This is a genomic window from Mucilaginibacter sp. SMC90, assembly GCF_022811725.1.
Classification (GTDB): domain Bacteria; phylum Bacteroidota; class Bacteroidia; order Sphingobacteriales; family Sphingobacteriaceae; genus Mucilaginibacter.
On sequence record NZ_CP094527.1, the window covers coordinates 4,065,579 to 4,088,109 of the forward strand.

Annotated in this window: 12 protein-coding genes; 8 read left to right on the forward strand and 4 right to left on the reverse strand. The window is 43.7% G+C overall.

The genetic code is table 11. The features are described 5' to 3' along the window. Positions 1–40 precede the first annotated feature (40 nt). The 7 genes from MTO98_RS17530 to MTO98_RS17560 all read left to right on the forward strand — a co-directional run bounded on the left by MTO98_RS17530 (position 41) and on the right by MTO98_RS17560 (position 9,467). Positions 41–853 carry an SDR family oxidoreductase gene (locus MTO98_RS17530; RefSeq protein ID WP_243480183.1) on the forward strand — a complete coding sequence of 271 codons (813 nt, stop codon included), beginning with the start codon at positions 41–43 and terminating at the stop codon, positions 851–853. Positions 854–867: 14 nt separating this feature from the next. After that, a complete protein-coding gene (locus tag MTO98_RS17535) occupies positions 868–1,767 on the forward strand; it encodes an AraC family transcriptional regulator (RefSeq protein WP_243480184.1) in 900 nt (299 codons plus the stop codon). 281 nt (positions 1,768–2,048) lie between these two features. Next, on the forward strand, positions 2,049–2,816 hold the full coding sequence (locus MTO98_RS17540; RefSeq protein ID WP_243480185.1) for an SDR family NAD(P)-dependent oxidoreductase: 768 nt from the start codon (positions 2,049–2,051) through the stop codon (positions 2,814–2,816). A 6-nt stretch (positions 2,817–2,822) separates the two neighbouring features. Further along, a complete protein-coding gene (locus tag MTO98_RS17545) occupies positions 2,823–3,707 on the forward strand; it encodes a phosphatidylserine decarboxylase (RefSeq protein ID WP_243480186.1) in 885 nt (294 codons plus the stop codon). 62 nt (positions 3,708–3,769) lie between these two features. Continuing rightward, positions 3,770–4,609 carry an SGNH/GDSL hydrolase family protein gene (locus MTO98_RS17550; RefSeq protein WP_243480187.1) on the forward strand — a complete coding sequence of 280 codons (840 nt, stop codon included), beginning with the start codon at positions 3,770–3,772 and terminating at the stop codon, positions 4,607–4,609. Positions 4,610–5,023: 414 nt separating this feature from the next. Beyond that, positions 5,024–7,474 (forward strand): glycoside hydrolase N-terminal domain-containing protein, encoded by a 2,451-nt coding sequence (locus MTO98_RS17555; RefSeq protein WP_243480188.1) that lies wholly within the window; start codon positions 5,024–5,026, stop codon positions 7,472–7,474. 67 nt (positions 7,475–7,541) lie between these two features. After that, positions 7,542–9,467 (forward strand): glycoside hydrolase family 97 protein, encoded by a 1,926-nt coding sequence (locus MTO98_RS17560; RefSeq protein ID WP_243480189.1) that lies wholly within the window; start codon positions 7,542–7,544, stop codon positions 9,465–9,467. A gap of 102 nt (positions 9,468–9,569) precedes the next feature. Here the strand turns inward: MTO98_RS17560 and MTO98_RS17565 are convergent, their stop codons facing one another. The 4 genes from MTO98_RS17565 to MTO98_RS17580 form a co-directional block, all read right to left on the reverse strand. Then, complete coding sequence (locus MTO98_RS17565; protein WP_243480190.1) at positions 9,570–11,702, reverse strand: CRTAC1 family protein; 2,133 nt, start codon at positions 11,700–11,702, stop codon at positions 9,570–9,572. Positions 11,703–11,904: 202 nt separating this feature from the next. Further along, positions 11,905–15,480 carry a VCBS repeat-containing protein gene (locus MTO98_RS17570; RefSeq protein WP_243480191.1) on the reverse strand — a complete coding sequence of 1,192 codons (3,576 nt, stop codon included), beginning with the start codon at positions 15,478–15,480 and terminating at the stop codon, positions 11,905–11,907. Between the two features lie 108 nt (positions 15,481–15,588). Beyond that, the gene (locus tag MTO98_RS17575; protein ID WP_243480192.1) at positions 15,589–17,148 is read right to left on the reverse strand and encodes a RagB/SusD family nutrient uptake outer membrane protein; all 1,560 of its coding nucleotides are present in this window, start codon (positions 17,146–17,148) and stop codon (positions 15,589–15,591) included. Between the two features lie 26 nt (positions 17,149–17,174). Further along, positions 17,175–20,366, reverse strand: coding sequence for a TonB-dependent receptor (locus MTO98_RS17580; RefSeq protein ID WP_243480193.1), 3,192 nt, complete (start codon positions 20,364–20,366; stop codon positions 17,175–17,177). Positions 20,367–21,646: 1,280 nt separating this feature from the next. Between MTO98_RS17580 and MTO98_RS17585 the strand changes: the two genes are divergently transcribed. After that, positions 21,647–22,531, forward strand: a complete 885-nt coding sequence (locus MTO98_RS17585) for a sialate O-acetylesterase (RefSeq protein WP_243480194.1) — start codon at positions 21,647–21,649, stop codon at positions 22,529–22,531.

Consider the following 22,531-nt stretch of genomic DNA (forward strand, 5'->3'; position numbering starts at 1 on the left):
TTTTTAGGCAGACCTTTGATTCAACATAAAATCAAACACAATGAAAACAATCTTAGTTACCGGTGCAAGCAGCGGTATCGGCCGGGAAACCGCCAAATTATTTCAAAGCAGAGGCTGGAACGTGATCGCTACTATGCGCAATCCCGGAAAAGAAGAAGAACTAAATACTTTAGACAACGTATTAGTTACACAACTTGACGTATTGGACCTGGCTTCAATTGATCAGGCTGTAAAAACAGGCATTAGCCAATTTGGTAATATCGACGTATTGTTAAACAATGCCGGTTACGGCGCTTACGGCACACTGGAATCTTTCGGCCGCGAACAGATCGTACGTCAGTTTGATACGAATGTAATAGGTTTGCTGGATGTAACTAAGGCTATCTTACCTCATTTCAGAAAAAACAAAAACGGTATCATTATCAATATTTCTTCCATCGGCGGTAAGATGACCTTCCCTTTGGGCGCGCTTTATCACGGTACCAAATTCGCGGTTGAAGGTATTTCCGAATCCCTGAGCTATGAAGTTGGACAGTTTGGCGGTAAAGTCAAGATCATTGAGCCCGGCGCAATCGCTACCGAATTTGCCGGTCGGTCACTGGACTTCAGCAATGATGAAAGTTTAGTTGAATACCAGTCAATTGTAACTAAGTTTATGGCGGCCGTGGGCACCATGTTTGAAGGTGCTTCAACAGCCAGTGTGGTTGCAGAAGTCATTTATCAGGCGGCTACAGACGGTACTACTCAGTTACGTTATATTGCCGGTGAGGATGCCCGTTCTATCATTGCACAGCGCCAGCAAGCAGATGATGCCACTTTTATAGCTGGAATGAATGCGCAACTTAAATTATAATATATCTTTGGTTAATGAGTAAGTTCATCCATATGCGTACTATACCGGACCTGTTCCAGTTCTTTAAACTGGAGCAGCCGGTATTGCACCCGCTGGTGGCAGTGGTCGATTTTAGCCGGGTACGCGAAGAGATCATCGGAGATACCCGGGTATCGGCTGATTTTTATACGCTGATCTTCAAGAACTACAACCGGAATAATATAAAGTATGGCCGCAAACTTGTTGATTTTACCGATGGCAGTTTGATCTGCATGTCGCCGCAGCAGGTTCTCGAAATGGATGATGATTTAGAGGTGGTGCCGCAAATGATGGGCTGGGGCGTTTTCTTTCATCCTGATCTGATCCGCGCAACTGCATTGAATGAAAAGATGAAAAACTATACTTTTCTTTCTTATGAAGTGTCGGAAGCCCTGCACCTGTCAGAAAAGGAAAAACAGATCCTGTATGATTGCGTTCAAAAGATCGACGCCGAACTTCATGAAAATATCGATGTGCACAGCCAGGATATTATTGTTTCGGGGATAGAAATGCTGCTCAACTATTGTTCGCGATTTTACGGACGCCAGTTTATCACCCGCAAAAATTCCAACAACGCTGTAGTAGCCCAGGTCGAAAAGATACTGACAGGATATTTTAAAGGTGATAATAGCGGGCTGCCCACGGTTAAATACCTGGCAGATAAGGTTAACCTCTCCCCCAATTACCTGAGCGACCTTCTCAAGAAAGAAACCGGTAAAAATGCCCAGGATCATATTCATTATTATGTGATTGAGGAAGCCAAGAATAGTTTATTGAGTACCAACAAGTCTGTTGGTGAGATTGCTTACGGTTTGGGATTTGAGTACCCGCAATATTTTAATAAGCTGTTCAAGCAAAAAACCGGAAAAACGCCAGTCGAATTTCGGATGAACTGAAAAAAGATGTCTTCGAATTCCCGCGGGCTTACCTACCCGCCTACTGGCTTTACAAGCTTAAGCTGGCCCCTGTCCCTTCGCCTTAATCATTCAAATGCTAAGCATTTTTTCGGCGGCAAAAATCAGTTCTTAAAAAGCAAGCAGGTTTTACTGTAAAGAAAATGATAGATATTTAATATTCTTTTAGAAAGCTTAACAATTTTCCGTCTGATTTAACCTAAATGCCGACAACTCACATTTTATAATATTGATTTTTCTTATTATTGCCGGTAAGAGAAACAATGGACTACAAAGATAAGGTGATATTAATTACCGGCGGATCGAAAGGAATTGGCTTCGCTTGCGCCAAACAATTCATTGGTCAGGGCGCAAAAGTAATTATCAGTTCCCGTATACAGGCAGATATTGACCAGGCATTATCGCAACTGCCGGGTGCAATCGGTTTTAGTGCCGACCTTACGCATGAAGATCAGGCTTCAAATTTAGTTGTGCACATTCAGCAAACTTTTGGTGGCATTGATGTGCTGGTAAATTCTGCAGGAGCCGCCAAACGTACTCCTGTGGCTGAGCTTGATCCCAAAGCCTGGCGTGCAGCTATGGACGCCAAATTCTTTACTACCATTAATGTACTCGACCCGGTGATCAAGTTAATGGCCGCCCGTGGTCATGGTGTCATCATCAATATCATTGGCTCAGGTGGCAAAGTTGCCAGCCCTACGCATTTGGCAGGCGGCTCTGCTAACGCCGCTCTTATGCTTGCTACCGCGGGTTTGGGAAATGCTTATGCCTCATCAGGTATCCGCGTGTTAGGTATCAACCCCGGATTAACTGAGACCGGGCGGGTAAAAAGTGGTATGGAAGCAGAAGCCCGCTTTCTTGAAGTAAGCATTGAGGAAGCTACAACAAAAGCTGTGAAAAAAATCCCTTTAGGACGGATGGCCACGCCCGAAGAGGTTGCTGATTTAGTTTTGTTCCTCGCATCCGATAAAGCACGTTACCTAACCGGTACTACCATAACCATGGATGGTGCACAAACTCCCCTTATTTAAATCGACATGACTATATACATTTACGACCGAAAAACACAAAGCCTGAATAAGGAGGATGCTTATAAAATAGAGGGACTGTTGTTTTTATACCAGACAAAACGGGGAAAACTGTTAACAGATCTGATCTTAAAGAGGCGCTGGATATCTAAAGCTTACGGACGTAAGATGGACAGCAAGGGCAGCATTAAGCAAATTCCAAAATTCGTTAAACATTACAATATTGATTTAAATGAAGTAGAAAGGCCGCTTCACTCATTTCAAAGTTTCAATGATTTTTTTATTCGGAAACTTAAAGCAGACGCGCGCCCGGTAGACCATCAGGCAACACATTTGATCTCTCCTGCAGATGCCAGGCTTTACATTTTCCCGATCAAAGAAACGCAGCAGTTTCCGGTGAAAGGTTACTGGTATCAATTAAACGACCTGGTAAAGAATGAAAAATTATCTGAAGCTTATTCGGACGGCTGGTGTTTGATTTACCGCCTCGCGCCTTCAGATTATCACCGTTATGGCTATATTGATAACGGGCACCAGGATCCGGTTATTAAGCTCAACGGGGTGTTGCATTCAGTTAACCCTATAGCCTTAAAGGCAGTTGAAGGGCTCATGACTAAAAACTACCGGGAACTAACTGTATTACATACCGAAAATTTCGGGGATGTGGTGCACATCGAAGTCGGGGCGCTATTTGTTGGCAAGGTTGTTAATCAACATTATGGCGCGCATTCGTTTTTACGTGGCGAAGAAAAAGGTTGGTTTGAATTTGGCGGCTCCACTGTTATTCAATTGTTCAAAAAGGATGCGATCATTCCTGATGCCGATATCCTGGAGCAATCAGCAAAGGGAATAGAAACGCTCGTTAAGATCGGCGAAAAGGTAGGCCGTAAGTAATAAGGTCATAATAAAAAGCGCTGAGACTAATTTTAAGCAAGGTAAACCTAAAATACACCATTATGAAACAAACAAGGCTATTGGCACTGCTTACAGCTGTGTTCTTCCTGCTCAGCGCTTACAAACCTAAAGAACAAACCTGGGTTGCCATTGGCGACTCCATCACTTACCTTAATGATCACCTGGGTGAAACAGGCAACAGGGTAACCAAAGGCTATCTCAGCAGGGTTATCGAACAATTTCCTGGTTTACACTACATCAATAAAGGGTACAACGGATGGACATCCGGCGGTATCGCGAAAAACATCGACAGCCTTAGAATCTCTTCAGCAGATCTGTATACTGTTTTCTTAGGAACCAACGATTGGTGGCAAGGCCGGCCTATTGGTCATATCGATGACTACAAGGCAGGTAACGGCAACAGTACCGTATACGGATCGTTCCGGATCATTATCAACAAACTTCGCAGCTTAAATCCCGTTGCCAAAATTGTACTGATAACACCGATGCAAAGGAACGACTTTGTCTATGTCAACGATCCCAGGAACAATGCCTTCGGCTCTTACCGGGAAAAGAACGGGCAAACACTTGAAACCATTGCCAACGCTATTGATTCCATCGGCAGCTATGAACAAATCCCTGTTGTTGATCTTTATCATAACCACCGGCTGGCCATAAAAAAACTCGTCAAATTCAAACGCCTTAAAGATACGGCAACCGGCAAATACACTAATTATACCTACCCTGAATCTACCAAAATCCCCTTTAATCCGGCTACTGATGATTACCCTTATCCAAAAGAAGCTATTGGCTTAACTTATGACGGCTTGCACCCTTCCGACCGGGGAAACGAGATCATTGCAGGCGAAGTCGTTAAGGTGTTTAAATCCTTTGTTAATTAGGATACAAAGCCTTGATTTAGCGTATTCAATAAGCCAGTCATCGTCTTTATTACGTCATCTATCAGAAATAGCACCCGGTAGTGGCTTTTAAATCAGTGACATCTGAAGGAATTTGCATTTCCACGCCATCATGCAAAACCTGTTTCAGTCCCCTCAAATAAAGGCAGGGAATTTACTTAGTATGTGGCCTCACGAGTGAGGTATTAAAACACGTTACCCACATGACAAGCAAAAAAGGGTGTCATTGGTAGCTCCCTGAATGCCAAAAATGCCCGCACAAAACAAAATTGGTATAACAATGTCGATTACTTGCATGCTCTGCGCTTCCCTTGTGCTATTTTAGTATCGTGTTGCGGATATTTGAGCAACGCCTACCAATTCAGCAAGCTTGTGAAACTTTCTTATACTTTATCCATGATTAAACTTCTTAAAAAACAGCTATGGCTATTGGGCATAGCTACCGCTTTTTGTTCTACAGTGAAAGGGCAAACTGAGATTAACCGGAACAATCTATGGTATACCCGGCCAGCTACCAACTGGAACCAGGCACTGCCTATCGGTAATGGCCGGATTGGCGGAATGATTTTTGGCGATCCGGCTATGGAGCGCGTACAACTCAATGAAGCTACGATTTGGGGTGGCGGCCCAAACAACACCATCGACTCCGAAGCAAGGCCACATATTGACGAAGTAAGGGCGCTTCTCTTACAGAAGAAATATGCAGAAGCGCAGGCAGCTGCTAATAAATACCTCGGCCCAAAAGGAAACAGCGGCATGCCTTATCAACTGGCCGGCAACCTTTATATTAATTTTCCGGGGCACGATAATGTAACAGATTACCGCAGGGACCTGGACATTTCTAATGCAACAGCAACCGTAAGTTACACATACAAGGGAGTGCATTACAAACGCGAATTTTTCACGTCATTCTCCGGCAATGTGCTGATGGTGCGTTTATCTGCCGATAAGCCGGGCATGATCAACTGCGTAGCGAAACTTCAAAGCCCGTTGGCAGTGAGAACCAGCAGCACACAAGGTACGCTGATTTTAAGCGGTAAAGGCAGCGATCACGAAAATCAAAAGGGGCAAATACTGTTTAATGTATTGGCAAAAGCAAAATCCAATAGCGGTACAGTAAAAGTAGATACGGCGGGCATTGCTATTTCAAACGCCAACAGCGCCACCATTTATTTATCTATCGCCACCAATTTTGTTAACTATCATGATATTTCTGCCGATCCGCTCAACCGGGCCACGAATATTATTAACAAAGCCTTTCCAATTGGGTTTGAAGAACTACACCGCAGCCATGTGCGGATTTTTCAATCTTACTTCAATCGTGTTAAGCTTAACCTTGGTTCTACTGCTGCTGCTGCCCTGCCAACAGATAAGCGGATAGAGAATTTTGCCGGTAACGATGATGCGCAGCTTGCCGAGCTATATTTTCAGTTTGGCAGGTACCTGCTGATCTGTTCTTCACAGCCGGGGTCACAGGCCGCCAATCTACAGGGAATCTGGAACGGCGAATTAAAAGGCCCCTGGGATAGTAAATACACGATAAATATCAACACAGAAATGAATTACTGGCCGAGCGAAACTACGCAGCTGCCGGAGTTGAACGCCCCGCTGTTCGATTTGATCAACGATGTTGCAGTTACCGGGAAAACCGAGGCAAAGATCATGTACGGAGCCCGCGGATGGATGCTTCACCACAACACCGATATATGGCGAATAACCGGCATCGTTGACGGCGCGTTTTGGGGTTTGTGGCCTACAGCTAATGCCTGGCTATGTCAGCATATCTGGGAACATTATCTTTTTACCGGTGATAAGGCATTTCTTGCCAAATATTACCCGGTTATGAAGGGGGCAGCCCAATATTTTATGGACGTACTTCAAAAAGACCCCGATCACGGATGGCTCCTCGTGTCCCCATCGGTATCGCCGGAGCATGAATATATTCCCGGCAAAGATGCCGTATCCGTTACAGCGGGTGCAACGATGGACAATCAGCTTGTTTATGGTCTTTTTACAGAAGTAATGCATGCTGCCGGGGATTTAAAGATGGATAAAAGCTTTGCCGATAGCGTCGCGGTGGTTAGGGCAAAATTGCCACCAATGCAGGTTGGTAAATATGGACAGCTTCAGGAATGGCTTGATGATCTTGACCGCACCGATGATAACCACCGCCATGTATCGCATCTTTACGGCTTGTTTCCTGGCAATCAGATCTCACCATACCGGGATCCTGCACTTTTTAGCGCCGCGAAAAATTCACTCCTGTATCGCGGCGATGTTTCAACAGGATGGTCGATGGCCTGGAAAATTAACCTGTGGGCACATTTACTGGATGGTAACCATGCTTACAAACTGATAAAAGATCAAATAAAACCGGTAACCGGTGGATCGGGCGGCACGTATCCCAACTTTTTTGATGCCCATCCGCCATTTCAGATCGACGGAAACTTCGGCTGTACTTCCGGTATTGCCGAAATGTTGATGCAAAGCTATGATGGCTCGATACATCTTTTACCCGCCATACCCGATGACTGGAAAAAAGGAAGCGTATCCGGCCTTGCAGCGCGGGGCGGCTTTACCGTGGATATGGAATGGGCCGGTCATCGTATTACCAAGCTTGTAATCCACTCCCGTATTGGCGGCAACTGCCGTATCAGGGCAAACCAGCAGCTGGTAAATAACATTTTGAAAAAAGCATCTGGTCAAAACAGCAATACATTTTACAAAATAATTGATATCCAAACACCAATCATTCATCAGAACGGGAAGGACCTTTCGGTAAAACTACCGGAAAGCTGGCTTTATGATTTCCAGACCCAGGCCGGTAAAACCTACCGTATTATTTAAGCCGCTATCTCCTGATCAATGAATCCATATATTATTAAAAAAAGTTCAGTCGAAAACCTATCCATATATGTCGAAACTAATTAAATTTTGCCTATCTCTGTTCATCTTTATAAGTACATTTTACCCTTGCAGGCTGTTTGCACAATCCAACAAGCTAACGTCACCGAACGATGCGATCGGCACAAATATCACCAAGGATACGGCCGGGAACTGGATGCTTACTGTATCCTATCATGATAATACTATCATATCCAAAATTAAACTTGGACTGATGCGTAAAGACGCTGACTTTTCACATCACCTCCACCTAAAGCAGGCCGGCAAACAACTGGCTGTTCATGATGAATATACCACACTGCATGGCAAAAAATCACAGGTGATCAACAACGCCAATGAAAAAACCTTCCGGTTTGTAAATACAACTAACCAGTCAATGGACCTCATAGTAAGGGCATATAATGATGGTATAGCGTTCCGCTACCGCTTTCCTGATCACATTTCTGGCCAATTCACCATGACAGATGAAAACACCTCCTATCAAATACCTGGCGATGATAAACGCTGGCTGCAAAAGTTTGTAAGAAGCTACGAGGGATTTTATCCGGAACAGGATAATAACTTTAAAACCGGGGAATGGGGTTACCCGGCATTGTTTCAGGCCAACGGCAATTTACCCGGCTGGATGCTGATCACCGAGGCTGATATAGATCGGAACTACTGCGCTACCAAGCTTAGCAACAACGGTACTCCATCCGAATATAAACTGACGTTCCCTTCGGAGGCCGATGGCAACCATATCGGCGATGTTAATCCTGTTTTTTCCCTTCCGTGGCAATCGCCATGGCGGGTGGTAATTATAGGTAGCTTACAAGATATAGTGGCATCGACACTTGTTGAAGACGTGAGTAAGCCTGCCGCGATAAACGACTATACGTGGGTGAAGCCTGGTGTAGCATCATGGGTGTACTGGGCTTATAATCACGGAACAAAAGATTACCAACGACTTTGCCAATATACAGACCTTGCTGCCCGCTTGGGATGGCAGTATACGCTGTTTGACTGGGAATGGAACGAGATGGGTAATGGCGGCGATTTGGAAAAAGCTGTACAGTACGCCCTGTCAAAAGGTGTTAAACCAATGATCTGGTACAACTCAGGTGGAAAGCACAATACTGTTCCGGCTGAGCCACGCGACCGCCTGGTTACCCGGGAAAGCAGGGACAAGGAATTTGCCTGGTTAAAAAAAATCGGAATTTATGGTATTAAGGTCGATTTTTTTGAAAGCGATAAGCAGAACATCATGAACTATTACATTGACCTGATGGAAGATGCGGCGCGGTATAAACTTATGGTTTATTTTCATGGTTCAACCGTGCCCAAGGGCTGGAGTCGCACCTACCCCAACCTCATGACAATGGAAGCTGTTGCAGGGGCTGAGCAATATAATAACGGCCCATTTTTTACCCAGGAGGCGGCGAAGCATAATGCCACATTGCCTTTTACACGAAACGTTATCGGCCCGATGGATTACACACCGGTTACGTTCACAAATTCGCAGCACCCGCATGTTACATCATTTGCGCATGAACTGGCCTTATCGGTGGTTTTTGAGTCGGGAATACAGCACATGGCCGACCGGCCGGAAGGCTTCGACAACTTGCCGTTTGCAGAGCATTTATTCCTTACCCGCGTACCCGCTGCCTGGGATGATACCCGGTTATTATCCGGGTATCCCGGAAAATCGGTAGTTATGGCACGCAGAAAAGGGAACAACTGGTTTATTGGCGGGATTAATGGTGAGAACCACCCGGGGCAAACCACTATCGACTTCGGTTTTTTACCCAAAGACAAGCGTTACCGGTTAACACTGATGACGGATGGCGATCATAACATGGCATTCCGGGAGCAATATCTTGCTGTTTCGGCAAAAGACACCATGCAGGTTAAATGGCTGTCACAAGGTGGGTTTGCAGCATACATAGAAGAATGGTAATAAAAAGGAGGTTGTCTCGCAACAAGAGACAACCTCCTTTTTTGATCAGAAAAGTTCCGGGATGCGATCAGTTCGATTATAAAAAATTCAGAACCAATATTCTTACATCTTCATTGCCATCGACATTCCTGCCATACTGTTAAAATCAAGTCTTTTCAATTGAACCGGAGTAAGCTTCCCGCTTCCCTCCGTAATGCGGTAAAACTGGTTTACCTTCAAATTATTAAACCGCTGAACGGTATGGCTGCCGGCCCAGGTAATTTCGAGTTCTTCGATAACGCTGGCGTGCCCCACGCCTATTTCCGCTTGTATCGGCGATGACCCGAAACTGCCGCCGGAGTTAATATCCCGGTAAACACTTCTTTTGCTTCCGTTATCAATGAATGTTATTTTTAAGTGACTGCCTATGGCAGCTTTATTACATTTTATTCCTTCTGCTTTTATACTTATCCAATTGTTATTGTTCTGGCCTGGATTTACGTACAAGGCGCTGGTATAGGCATCGCCTGCGTAAGCTCCGCCCATTTCTATGAAAATATCCTGCAAACCACGGTTTCTAAAATCAGCGAATGCTACTCCGTGCCCTTTTTGCAGATTCCCCGTCCCGGAAATGCTTGTTATATCTTCAAATTGTTTTCCCTCCACGTTCCTGAACATTTTGTTTGGTATAAGGGAGCCAAAATCCGGGTTTCCTGTACCAAAATACAAGTCGGGAAAGCCATCATTATCAATGTCACCAAAGTTTGCACCCATGCTGAACACCACTTTATCAAGCCCTGTTTGTTTGGAAACTTCAGTAAAAGTGCCATTGTGATTATTTTTATACAGGTAGATATTTCCCGCATTGGGTAGAGGCTTTCCGAGCGCTTCGGCAGCCGAATAATAACCCAGCGGGGCCTCGAATTTGTAATCTGCAATCAGAATATCCGGCCAGCCGTCGTTGTTATAGTCAAAAAACCAGGTAGTAAATGTGCTGTTGGTATTTGCCAGTATTCCCGATTGCTTTGTAACATCTTCAAAGTCGGGAATATTTCCGCTTTTGCCTTTATTTTTTAAAAGGTACTTACGCCCATCCATTGTCGAAACAAAAACATCCGGCCATCCATCATTATCAAAATCTGCCGATGTAACACCTTTTACGTATGACATGATATCGCAGTGGGCTTGATGACTAACCTCGGTAAAGGTGCCGTTGTGATTGTTCATATAGAGCATACTCCTGTGTATGTTAACGCTGTCGCCATTATCAAAACCCTCTGCTCCAACAAATACATCAAGCCATCCGTCGTTATTAAAATCGGCCCAAACGGCTGCCTGGGTAGGATGAAAAAAAAGTAGCCCGGCGGGTATCGTCACATCTGTAAATGTACCATCGCCATTGTTTCGTAATAGTGAAGCCGGCTGGTTACCAAAACCATTCTTTTTCCAGGCACCGCGTAGTACAAAAATGTCCATCTTGCCATCGTTGTTGTAATCGGTTTGCTGGATATTAAGCCCCCCGGTAAACTTCAGTAATCCACTGGTTTCTGATTTGTCAATAAATGTTCCGTCCTGGTTGTTTTGAAAATAATGCATGTGATCATCAAGTTCCGTTCCTGAGGTTACTATATCCAGATAGCCATCGTCGTTAAAATCGTCGGCTATAGCGCCTCCCGCCCTGCTGTTCAGCTTAATACCTACATCAGCGGCCATATCGGTAAATGGCTTTATTTTTGCCGCAGATGTTTTGTTCAGGTCAGGAATTAAAAATGGTTTGGGTACACTATCCGGATAATGCCCCAGCGTCATGTAAGCAATATTAAGCATCCATCGGGATTCAAGATCGGCCGGATGCTTTTTCAAAATACTTTCATAAACTGCGATAGCATTTCGCGAGCCGGTTTGATTCACGTGAATTGCATTGTCCCTTATAGGATAAGTACAAGACATCCGATTGTGGTTCAGCATACAATTAGCCCGTTCGCCTAAACGCATATAGGCCAGGCCCATATCCGGTTCAAACAGATCGCCTTTTGAACTATCAGCACCGCTCACCATCTTTTGGTAAATGGCAACTGCCTGTTTTTCGTCGCCCGTTTCCAGCAACAGCTTAGCTTTGGTATTTAAAAGATAAAAGTCGTTTTCCCGTCCCGGCAGCTTCAATAAACTATCGCATTGCAGCACCTTCGCTTCGGGAGAAAACGGGTTCCGGCTGTCGTAATCCTTTTGGTTCAGGTCTGCTATAATCCGGATCATCTTTTGCTCCGATGATTCCCTGCATGATAAAACCAGCGACACAATCAGTATCAACGGTAAAAACTTTGAATAAATATTTATCCTTCTTATTCCCTGAGCTAAACTCAGGGTCAAGCGCACAATCGCATTTTTTAACATCCGTTCAGTAGTTATTAATTGAACCTTTTCTCTCCATTAAAACTTCAGCTATTACAAGGGGTATTTATTGAAGCCTGATCTCCCTGCTCCGGCCATTGTTGTCAACAATCTTCACCTTTTGCATGCCAGTGCTTATTTTCAGGAACCTTGCCGACTGCGATAAAAAGGACGAGCCGTAGTAAAACTCCTGCCTGGTAACCGAACCATCTTTTGCAGATATCTCGGCATACATATCCTGTGGTTCAATTTTTATTGTTTTTGCAGCTCTGTTAAGCTTTAACAACTTCAAATTGCCATTATGCTCACTTGCAGACAGATAATACCTGTTATCCATACCTCTAAGTTTTACCATGGCTTTCCCATCACCAGGAAGATAGATCCCGCTTTGCAAGATCGTTAATGGTTTAAAACTACCTTTGCCATCTCCTTTTAAAAGCAGTCCGTTTAAGGCATCGTACCGGCCTACTGAAACATTTGTACCATAATCATTCCCGTTAATAGCAACGTCCAAATTTCCATCATCGTCAAAGTCATCAACCACCATTCCGTTAATGGCCGAAATTTGGGCATAGTCTGGCAGTGGAAGCATTTTGAACTTGCCATTGCCCAGGTTTTCCAGGTAACAGGAAGTCAGCGTATTGGCTTTTAACCGCAAGGCACTTTTCAATTGCTCGGGCGACAGCAAATCCTGCATTGTTGCGTGGCCAAAAGACCGGTAATTCACGAATTTTTTCCGCAGACTGATCATTTGCTTAATGGCATCGTCACGAACAAAGGATGGAAATTCACGCTTCACGCCATCAGTATCCGGTAAAAAGAGAGATGGAAAGGCATCGGTGGTTTTCCTCTTGTCAAAATCGCCTGCTGTAATATATACGGGCTCTTTGTCGCTGGCTTTGAAAAAGCTATTCTTCCCCAAATTGCCAACGATATAGTCAATCTTGCCACAATGCCTGAAGTCGCCGGCGGCGATAGAATTCCACCAGCCTATCTTATCAGCGATACCCGACACCGCTGTGGAGTTAACGAATTTGCCCTTAACGTTTTTGATAAATGTGATGGGCATCCATTCACCGGCAATAATAAGATCCGGCCAGCCATCATTGTCGTAATCTGTAACCAGGGCATCGCAGGTAAGTCCAAGGTTTTTCAAACACGGGGCAACTGATGATGTTACGTCGGTAAATTGTAGTTTGCCTGGCTTACTATCGTTACGTAAAATAAAAGAGGATACAGGGTTGGGATAATGCCAGGGACCAACGCGGCCGGTTACCAGCAGATCAAGTTTACCATCCTTATTGTAATCAAACGCCCTTACGCATAGTTTGCTTGTCAAGTTGGCGGGTAGTGCACTCTTTTGTTCGCTGAAATGACCGCGACCATCATTAAGATAAATGCGGTCTGCATAATTTTTTGAACCTGAAGGGCTTTGATATCCGCCGCTGGCAACATACAGATCCGGCTTTCCGTCACCATCGGCGTCAAAAAACAGCAAACTTTCATCTTTATAATTAGCGCTATCGGGTTTAGCGTCTATCAAATTGCGCTGATAAAATTTACCATTGGCCTGCTGCAGGAAAACCTGGGCAGGAAATTTCTTGTTACCGCCAATAGCAATATCATCAAGTCCGTCGCCGTCAACATCCCCGGCTGCAAGCGCCGGTGCATACGCGGATAATTTATGGGGCAATAGTTTCTGAATAGTAAAATCGGGAAAATCATCTTCCTGATGCCGGTAATGAATGCCAGCTGCTCCCGTAATTTCCGTGAACAGAGCTCCTCTGTTTTTTTGTGGCGCTATCCAGTTATAGGGTTGCCTGGCATCGCTGATATTCACTTTCAGGATTTGGTTGGCCTTTACATTTTTTAAAACCTGCTTATAATTATTCGGCCATTTAATCACAACGGAATCTAAAATGTCATATTTCCCGACGCCAAAATGTGCCCCATTCTCAATGGACGACAAATATCCGCGATACGGATTGTTTTCGTATACCTGGTGTTGTCCGTGGGCATAATAGATATCTATCCATGCGCCGATACCGCCGCTGTTAAAGCGGTCTCCCCTGAACTTAACCTGCAGGTAATTGGATGGTTTGGGAGTGAGCGCCCGGCTATTGTTTTTATAAATCATCGCCTCATCATTGATGTTATTGATCACCATATCCATAGCGCCGTCATTATTCAGATCAGCATAAGCCGCTCCGTTTGAAAATGTAGGCAAATCCAGCCCCCACTGGCCTGAAACATCGCCAAAGTTCAAATCGCCATTATTTTGGAAGGCATAATTATGGATTTTGACAGTAGGGATCTGATCTATAATAGTTTTTTTTGAAGAAGTTGCATAAGGGTTGTTTCTGAAAACGATAAAGTCGTGATCGGTAACATCTTTCGGAAATCCATTAGTTACGATAATATCACGGTAGCCATCGTTGTTGAAATCAGTTATTAAAGGAGTCCAACTCCAGTCGGTTTCAGTAATCCCGCTCAAAAAACCGGTTTCACTGAATATCGGACTTCTAACCGAGTCATTCTGCCCCAACCCCGGCCCCTGGTTTACCTGTAAAGTGTTACGGGCATATTGATATTGATATGCATAATGGTTAAACAACTCGTACGATTGGTAGCTTTCCGGCATCGACATCATTTTTTTCCGGTAATTATCAGGCGGCGACATATCCAGCTCAAATACATCGGCCAAACCATCGTTATTCAAATCTTCAATATCCTGCCCCATGGCATTCATTGAGGTATGCTTGAAGTATTCTTTAGATCTGTTGGTGAAAGTACCGTCGCCGTTATTGATATAAAGGATATTGGGCGATATAAAATCGTTGGTGACATATATGTCCTTCCATCCATCTTTGTTAATATCCACAATGGTAGCTGCGTGTCCGTAGCCTTCAATGGAGATCCCTGCTTTTTTTGATACATCGGTAAATACCGGGTGCTTAAGTTTATCGTCCCATTTGCTTTCGTATAACCTCCCGGTACTCTTGCCGCTGCCATCCGCTATTATCGGGCGAAACTGGTTTGCGTAGTAACCATCGCCGGGCCGGTTAACGGTAAGGTACATATCCAGCTTGCCATCGTTATTATAATCAAAAAACGCCGCCATAGTAGAGTAGGCCTGAATATCAAGGCCGTATTCCTTACCTTCTTCTTTAAAGTGCGGTATGCCCTCTTTGTCAATCCCCTGGTTTATGTAAAGCAGATTTTGCCGTTTAATACTATCCTGCAGCAAGGAATTACATACATAAATATCCTGCAATCCATCATTGTTGATATCTATAACAGCAACCCCTCGGCCCCATTTCCCCAAACCGTTAACACCGGCCTTATCGGTGATATCGTTAAATTTGAAATTGCCGAGGTTCAAATACAGCCTGTTCGACACCATATTACCTGAAAAATAAATATCAGGTAGCCCATCATTGTTAAAATCGCCAATGCCAACTCCGCCGCCGTTATACACGTTGGCATTGTCGATAGGATTGATAGAATCGTTTTCGGTAATCAAATTATTAAAGGTGACACCCGAGTGCGATGATGGTATCAATTCAAACAGCGTTGCCTTCTTTTTTACGCACGAAAAAAAAGCAACCGTAACGAATAATAAAGCAGGGTAAAATCTCTTCATCTATAAATTGGTTTATATGGAAAAGATAGGCTGTTATGCACAGCCTATCTCTTTTAACAAGTCTGGAAATTTATATCTTCAACTGCTATTATATAAGCAGGTTAATTATTAATAGCCAGGGTTTTGATGCCCGTTTACTTTAGGGTTATTGTCCAGTTCAGCTTGCGGAATTGGCAACAATTCGTCCCGGCCTTTCTTGAAATAGGAGAATGGATCGGTTGTGAAATATTGTTTTTTCCTCCAGCGAAGGATATCGATATTCCTTACTTCCTCACAACCCATTTCTACCATTTTTTCGTGCATGATGGCTTTTACTACATCAGTTTTCGACGCTACAGGAAATTGCGCTGTTGGGTAAGGAGGCATGGCAACATCAGCCCGCGCACGTAACATATTAAGATAATTAACTGCGGCAGCGGTATTACCAAGCTCGTTCTCGCATTCGGCAAGCATTAATAGAACCTCGGCATATCTAATAATACGTTGGTTATTGCCTCCCGGGTGAAAACTTGCTGCAGGCAAACCTTCTTTGTAAATGATCATAAACTTACGGAAACTGATCTTTTTAGTAACGCCGTTCATTACCGATGAGTTACCGTTCTGATCGCCATCTAAAAGCACAGAGGTGCCTTTGTTATAGGTGTCGCCTGTTTGATAACAAGTATAATGGAAGCGTGGATCAGATTTTGCTGCCCCTGTAGCAGTGTTCTCAAATTCGTTAATCAGTTTATTTGACGGAATAAGGTTTCTCCAGGCAATGGGGTTATATTCCTGGTTACGCACGGTAGATTGCGCTTCGGTAGGGCTATCTCCGCCCCAGTTAAATCCGCCATCGCCTTTGTCAACAAATACAATTTCAAAGATGGATTCGCTGTTGAATTCGGTCTCTTCCTCAAAGTTATCAAGGTACCTGGCAGTGAGGGTATAGCCGTTTACTCCAGTTGTAGGAATTTTTAGTAAGGCCGCTTTTGCGCCTGCGTAGTCGCCTGTTTGCATCAACACCCGGCCCAGCATGGCGTTTGCGGCAGAGGCGGTTGCCCGTCCTTTATCAGTGCCGGATTTTTCGGGAAGAACCGCTGCTGCGTCCTGAAGATCTTTGATAATCAAGGCATAAACCTCGGTTTCAGAAGCTCGTGGTTGAAAATCGCTGGCAGTCTTTACAGCGGCAGTATAAAGCGGTACTCCACCCCATTGCGAAACCAGGTCGAAGTAAGCCCAGGCACGCAGAAATTTAGCCTCACCAACAAGGCGATCACGCAGGGCCGTGTTATCAGTTACGTTTGGCCCATTTTCAATGGCTACATTCGCTCTGAAAATTGTTGTATACCAGGTATTCCAAACAGAGTTCATCACCGAGTTGGTAGGGTCAGCATTTCCGTTAAGCATTTGTCCCCTTGGGGCTTCGAGCTGCCCGCCGCCACTGGCAACTTCATCACTTCTGAGGTCATGAACAAAGAACCACTCCCTTGATACCAATCCCAGTGAATGAATAGAAGCATAAATGGAATTTACGCCCTTAGTTAACTGATCAGCAGTCTTATAATATTGGTTAGTTGTTACGTTATTGGGGTCGCTGGTGTTAAGGGATCCTTTCTTGCAGGAATTCACCGTCGCCGCTACAATGATAGTTGTAAGAGCCGACCACAAGAATATTTTTTTAGTTTTCATCGCTATATCTCTTTTTAAATTAATCGTTAAAAGGTTGCCTGTAAACCCAATTGAACTGTTCTTGGCTGCGGATACTGGCCATAGTCGATACCATTAGTTAAGGTGCCGTTACGTGAGCCTATTTCAGGATCAAGACCTTTATATTTAGTGAAGGTTAAAAGATTGGTTGATGCCGCATAAATCCTGAGCCTGTTCAACGCATTATCAGTTTTTGCCCTTAACCATGATGCAGGAAAGTTATAGCCTATCTGCATATTTTTAACCCGCAGGTACGAGCCGCTTTCAATCCACCTGGTTGAAGGCCTTACGTTACTATTCGGATCGCCAGAGATAGAGCGTGGAATATTTGTATTGGTATTTGAAGGTGTCCAGGCGTTTAAGACATTAGTGCCGGCATTAAAAAGCCTTGGCATACCTTCAAGAATAATTCTTTCCGCATTAAAGATCTTATTGCCATAAACACCCTGAAAAAATACGATCGCGTCGAAATTTTTATAAGACGCACCATAGTTTAAGGAATAGGTGAATTTTGGCAGATAGCTACCAATGAAGGTACGATCTGCGTCGTTAATAACACCATCGTGGTTTACATCTTTAAACTTTATATCACCGGGAGCTGCGCCAGTTTGCGTTGGGGAATTTGCAACCTGGGCAGCGTTTTGAAATATACCGTCAACAATATATCCATAAAATGATTGAACTGGCTGTCCAACTACAGTGCTGGTTATAGGGCCGCCACCACCATAGTCGGCATCGCCACCGGCGGTAATAGAAGCATTGGCAGTACTAAGCGTTAAAACCTTGTTTCTGTTCAGCGAAAAGTTTCCGGTAATATCGTATTTAAACTCGCCTTTTGTTTTATGGTAACCTAAAGTGACCTCAAAGCCACGGTTGCGCATCGATCCTACGTTAGCTAACGTACCGGCCCCGTTAAAACCAAAACTGGGCGGTGTAGGTACGGTTAATAAAAGATTATCGGTTTTCCTGTTATACACTTCAGCGGATAATGTAATGGCATCCTGAAACAAGCCCAGATCTAACCCGATATTGGTTTGCTTAGTTGTTTCCCATGACAGATCAAGATTACTTAAACCACTGTAAAGTGAAGCATTACCAAGATCGGCAAGCGACCCGTTAAATGGATAGGTAGCTATATTTGCTGATATAGGCTGCAGATACGGATAGTTACCCAATACTGTACCGTTGATACCTGTTACACCATAACCGGCCCTTAACTTTAAGGAAGAAACCGAGGTAATAGATTTCATGAAACTTTCCTGGTCTACCTTCCAGCCTAGCGATGCCGCAGGGAAGCTTTCGTGTTTATGCCCAGGCGCAAATACAGACAGGCCATCACGACGTATGGAGCCTGAAATAAGGTATTTACCCTCAAAATCATAACCAACGCGGGCCACCTCCGAAATGAGAAGGTTGGTACCGTAGGTGTAATTTGTATAAAGGTTAGTTGCACCATTTAATGTTTTGACTGTGTTGGTATTTTGGTTACCCGAAGACACCTGGTTATCGCCGCGTGAGCTTTGAGCTTCGTAAACTAAAACCGCATTAACGTGATGTTTGCTGGCAAACGTTTTATCGAAAGTTAACTGCTGCGAGTACAATTGAGTTGTGCTGGCACCCTTGGTGTAATTTATGATAGCGGTTGGCGATTGAGAAGTACCACCGTCGTTATAAATAGGCGTATACGTATTATTCAAGTTAGAGCCGTAATCAATACCGTAAATTGATTTAAAGTTAAGCCACGATGCAAACTTTAACGTAGCGTAAGCATTACCATGGATAGTATAACCGTGGTTTGTATTGCTAATGAGTTTGGCTGCCTCAATAGGGTTAGTTGGATCCGAGCCGTCGAAGCTGTTTATTGGACCCTGGAAGCCACCGGCATTAGTTGGATTATATACAGGCAAATATGGCTGCATCCTTACAACGTTTGTTATAGCAGTACGGTTACCAGCGTCTACGCCGTAAACCTGATGATTGACGATTGCGTTAAATGTTTCGCCAAATGACAGAAATTTACTGATCGTATGATCGGCATTAACGCGGATCGCTTTGTGGTACGCACTTAAGCCCTGGGCAATACCTTGCTGATCAAAGTAATTTGCCGAAGTGTAAAAGCGGGTCACTGCGTTGCCGCCGCTCAATGCCACATTGTGCTGCTGTATAGGAGCATTACTCCTGAAATACGCGTTTTGCCAGTTGGTATTGGTTTGGGCAAATGTTTGAGAACTACCTGCATAAATTGGTTTATTAAAGTTATCTGGTTGCAGGCGGGGCGGTAAAGCTATACCGGCTGCACCATTAAGTGCGCGCTCATATTGCAGGTATTGCTGAGTATTAAGCAGATCGTACTTTTTTATAACATTTTGTACGCCATAGTACGAGTCGATGGTAACTTCGGTACGGCTATTATTGTTGCCTTTTTTAGTGGTAATGATAATAACACCATTGGTACCCCTGGAGCCATAGATCGCCGCGGCACTGGCGTCTTTCAAAACGTCGATACTTTGAATGTCCTTAATGTCAACACCTGTAAGGCTGCCCGGATATCCGTCTACTATATATAAAGGATCAGATCCGAAATTTACCGAACTGATACCGCGCAATGAAATGATGGCCCCGGTTCCCGGGCCGCCATTATTGGTTACTGAGAGGCCTGCTATACGGCCCTGCAATGCTTCAATACCACCTACAGGTAACGAGGCCAGGGTTTTACCGCTAACAGATGACACAGCTCCTGTAACCTTAGCACGTTTTTGTGATCCGTAACCAACCACAACCACTTCTTCCAGGTTCTTTGTGTCTTTTTTCATTTGCACTTTTAGCTCAGTACCGCTGGTAACTGTAATCTCTTGCTGGTTAAAGCCAATGAGCTTGAAAACCAGTACGGCTGAATTGCCAGGTACTGCTATTTTGAAGTTGCCGCTGGCATCAGTAGTTACACCCTGTGTTGTGCCTTTTATTGCAACCGCTACGCCGGGCAGTGGTTGGTTATCTTCGTCGGTAACTTTGCCTGAAACGTTAAAGGCAGGCTTCATTTTCAAAGCTGCATTTTTATTAACTGTAACGCCGTTTACCAAACCTGCCGAACCACCAGGGTGCGCAATTGACATCGACGGCATAGCCAACGTACACCCGGTTAGGATGAGCGTAGCGTAACGCCACTTTTTATTATAAATTTTTTGTAAAGAATACTTCATGTTGTTAAGGTTTAAAATTTCCGATTGGTTAGAAAAATGCCCGCATATTTTTGATTTTTTGCACAGCACTTTCCGGCATCGTTTAAGCTGCAAAGCCTAAAAGTTATCCTGATATCACTTTAATGATATGACTACCGAAATCAATTCATCTGGCGAAATCTGTCTGATCGAGATGTCCCATACTTATCCCTGATCTGAAAATCTTTTTTGTGTCTTGTCATAATTTTCTTTTTAATGGTTAATAATTAATATTTAGGTGTTATTAAATTTCCAAACCAACTGTATCGCTTTGCCGGGGCCAAATAGTATTGCTACAATCTGTTTTATAAAGCGCCGACCATCTATCCCACCGCGAGCAAACAAGCAGGTGGCATGAACGACTCCATTAGTAATTAGGCATGTTTATAATTGGTAATCCGTACGTCGTTATGTTAACGGTACTTTTTATTACGATCTGCTTTAAGCAGGTTGCAACAACAGGAGTAAAAGTATCCTTCGCGGCTTGGCCGATAGCGCAATTTTTATCTTAATCTTACAACATTTGTTTAACTGCATCTATTCAATTATGATATTGAACAAGTTGCAAGGCCAATTAAAGCATAAAATATTTCAGGAATGATTAGGATACCCACAAAGCATATAGGTTTTAACTTATTTATAATCAATAAATTACAAACACGTAACTAAGAGAAAGAGTTGGCTTAGAAAGGAAAAAGACGAGCTAAAACCAATTTTAGGCAATCGATTGTAATTGATTGGTTTGGTTGCTGATTTTAATTGTTATTTACACAACAATTATCTATTAAACTAACAAGGACAGCCTCGCGCTGTCCTTATAACCAATTTCTAAAATAGAGAAGAAAAGTTTTATATCGATAAATATGAATAGAAACCATGCACGCTTACTAATTAAACTTATCTGTTGTAATTGTTAAAATTGCCTGATGGCCAACTAACAGTCTATAGCTATTATATTATTAGCCGGTTTTTCATGTCAAAAATATAGATACGTATACACTTCTAATGACACGCATGTTGAAAAGCTTAACACTTTAGTTTACCTGATTGAAGCAATTCAGGCATATTGTAACCACGATGCTCTGATTTCCCTTGTTGGCCAACCTTTCCGGCTCATGCTCACGTTGATTGAATAAAGATTTGCCTAAACAACTGTTATAGCACTTTCAACAATTGTTGTAATACCATATTTAGCTATTCATCTATTTTTATCAAGCAGGGCATGCCAATTTGCTGGCTATAAAAACCTCAATAAATACAAGATGAAAATGAAGTACCTTTCCCTCTGCCTGTTCGTAGCCTTCAATTTATATATCTGTAGCGCATCGGCCCAAAACAAAAAGTTCTATATTTTTTTGTGCTTCGGCCAGTCGAATATGGAAGGTAACGCACACATACAGCCGCAGGACACTGTTGTTGATCCGCGATTACAAGTATTGGAAACTGTTGATTGCCCTAACCTTAAACGTACCAAAGGCAACTGGTATACCGCTGTGCCACCGCTGGCACGCTGTAACACAGGGCTTACCCCAGCCGACTACTTTGGTCGTACTTTGATAGCTAACCTGCCACATGATATAACAGTTGGTATTGTTAATGTGTCGGTAGCGGGGTGTAAAATTGAACTATTTCAAAAAAACAGCTATAAGGACTATGCAGCTACTGCCCCGTCGTGGATGGTGAATATGATTAATGAATACGGTGGCAATCCCTATGGGCATTTAGTAGAGATGGCTAAATTGGCCCAAAAAAATGGGGTGATCAAAGGCATATTGCTGCACCAGGGCGAATCAAATCCTAATGATACGCTTTGGACGCAAAAAGTAAAAAGCATTTATGATATGCTTATTAAAGATCTTCGCCTCAAATCCAGGAAAGTACCGTTGCTGGCCGGTCAGCTGGTTAATGAAGATCAAGGTGGAAAATGTGCTGCGATGAACCAAATAATTGACAAACTCCCGGATGTTATCCCTAATGCCTATGTCATTAACTCGAGCGGGTGTACAAGTGCACCGGATAAATTGCACTTTACAGCCGAAGGATATCGTATCTTAGGCACAAGATATGGGTTAAAAATGCTCAGCCTGCTTGGTTACAAGTCGGTAACCGCCACCGATGCTGTAACAACCGGCAGCACAGGCAAGTAA

Coding starts and splice junctions, on each gene's coding strand:
- MTO98_RS17545 (WP_243480186.1), top strand. CDS start 2,823: ATGACTATATACATTTACGACCGAAAAACACAAAGCCTGAATAAGGAG.
- MTO98_RS17575 (WP_243480192.1), bottom strand. CDS start 17,148: ATGAAAACTAAAAAAATATTCTTGTGGTCGGCTCTTACAACTATCATT.
- MTO98_RS17535 (WP_243480184.1), top strand. CDS start 868: ATGAGTAAGTTCATCCATATGCGTACTATACCGGACCTGTTCCAGTTC.
- MTO98_RS17550 (WP_243480187.1), top strand. CDS start 3,770: ATGAAACAAACAAGGCTATTGGCACTGCTTACAGCTGTGTTCTTCCTG.
- MTO98_RS17580 (WP_243480193.1), bottom strand. CDS start 20,366: ATGAAGTATTCTTTACAAAAAATTTATAATAAAAAGTGGCGTTACGCT.
- MTO98_RS17555 (WP_243480188.1), top strand. CDS start 5,024: ATGATTAAACTTCTTAAAAAACAGCTATGGCTATTGGGCATAGCTACC.
- MTO98_RS17585 (WP_243480194.1), top strand. CDS start 21,647: ATGAAAATGAAGTACCTTTCCCTCTGCCTGTTCGTAGCCTTCAATTTA.
- MTO98_RS17530 (WP_243480183.1), top strand. CDS start 41: ATGAAAACAATCTTAGTTACCGGTGCAAGCAGCGGTATCGGCCGGGAA.
- MTO98_RS17570 (WP_243480191.1), bottom strand. CDS start 15,480: ATGAAGAGATTTTACCCTGCTTTATTATTCGTTACGGTTGCTTTTTTT.
- MTO98_RS17560 (WP_243480189.1), top strand. CDS start 7,542: ATGTCGAAACTAATTAAATTTTGCCTATCTCTGTTCATCTTTATAAGT.
- MTO98_RS17565 (WP_243480190.1), bottom strand. CDS start 11,702: ATGATCCGGATTATAGCAGACCTGAACCAAAAGGATTACGACAGCCGG.
- MTO98_RS17540 (WP_243480185.1), top strand. CDS start 2,049: ATGGACTACAAAGATAAGGTGATATTAATTACCGGCGGATCGAAAGGA.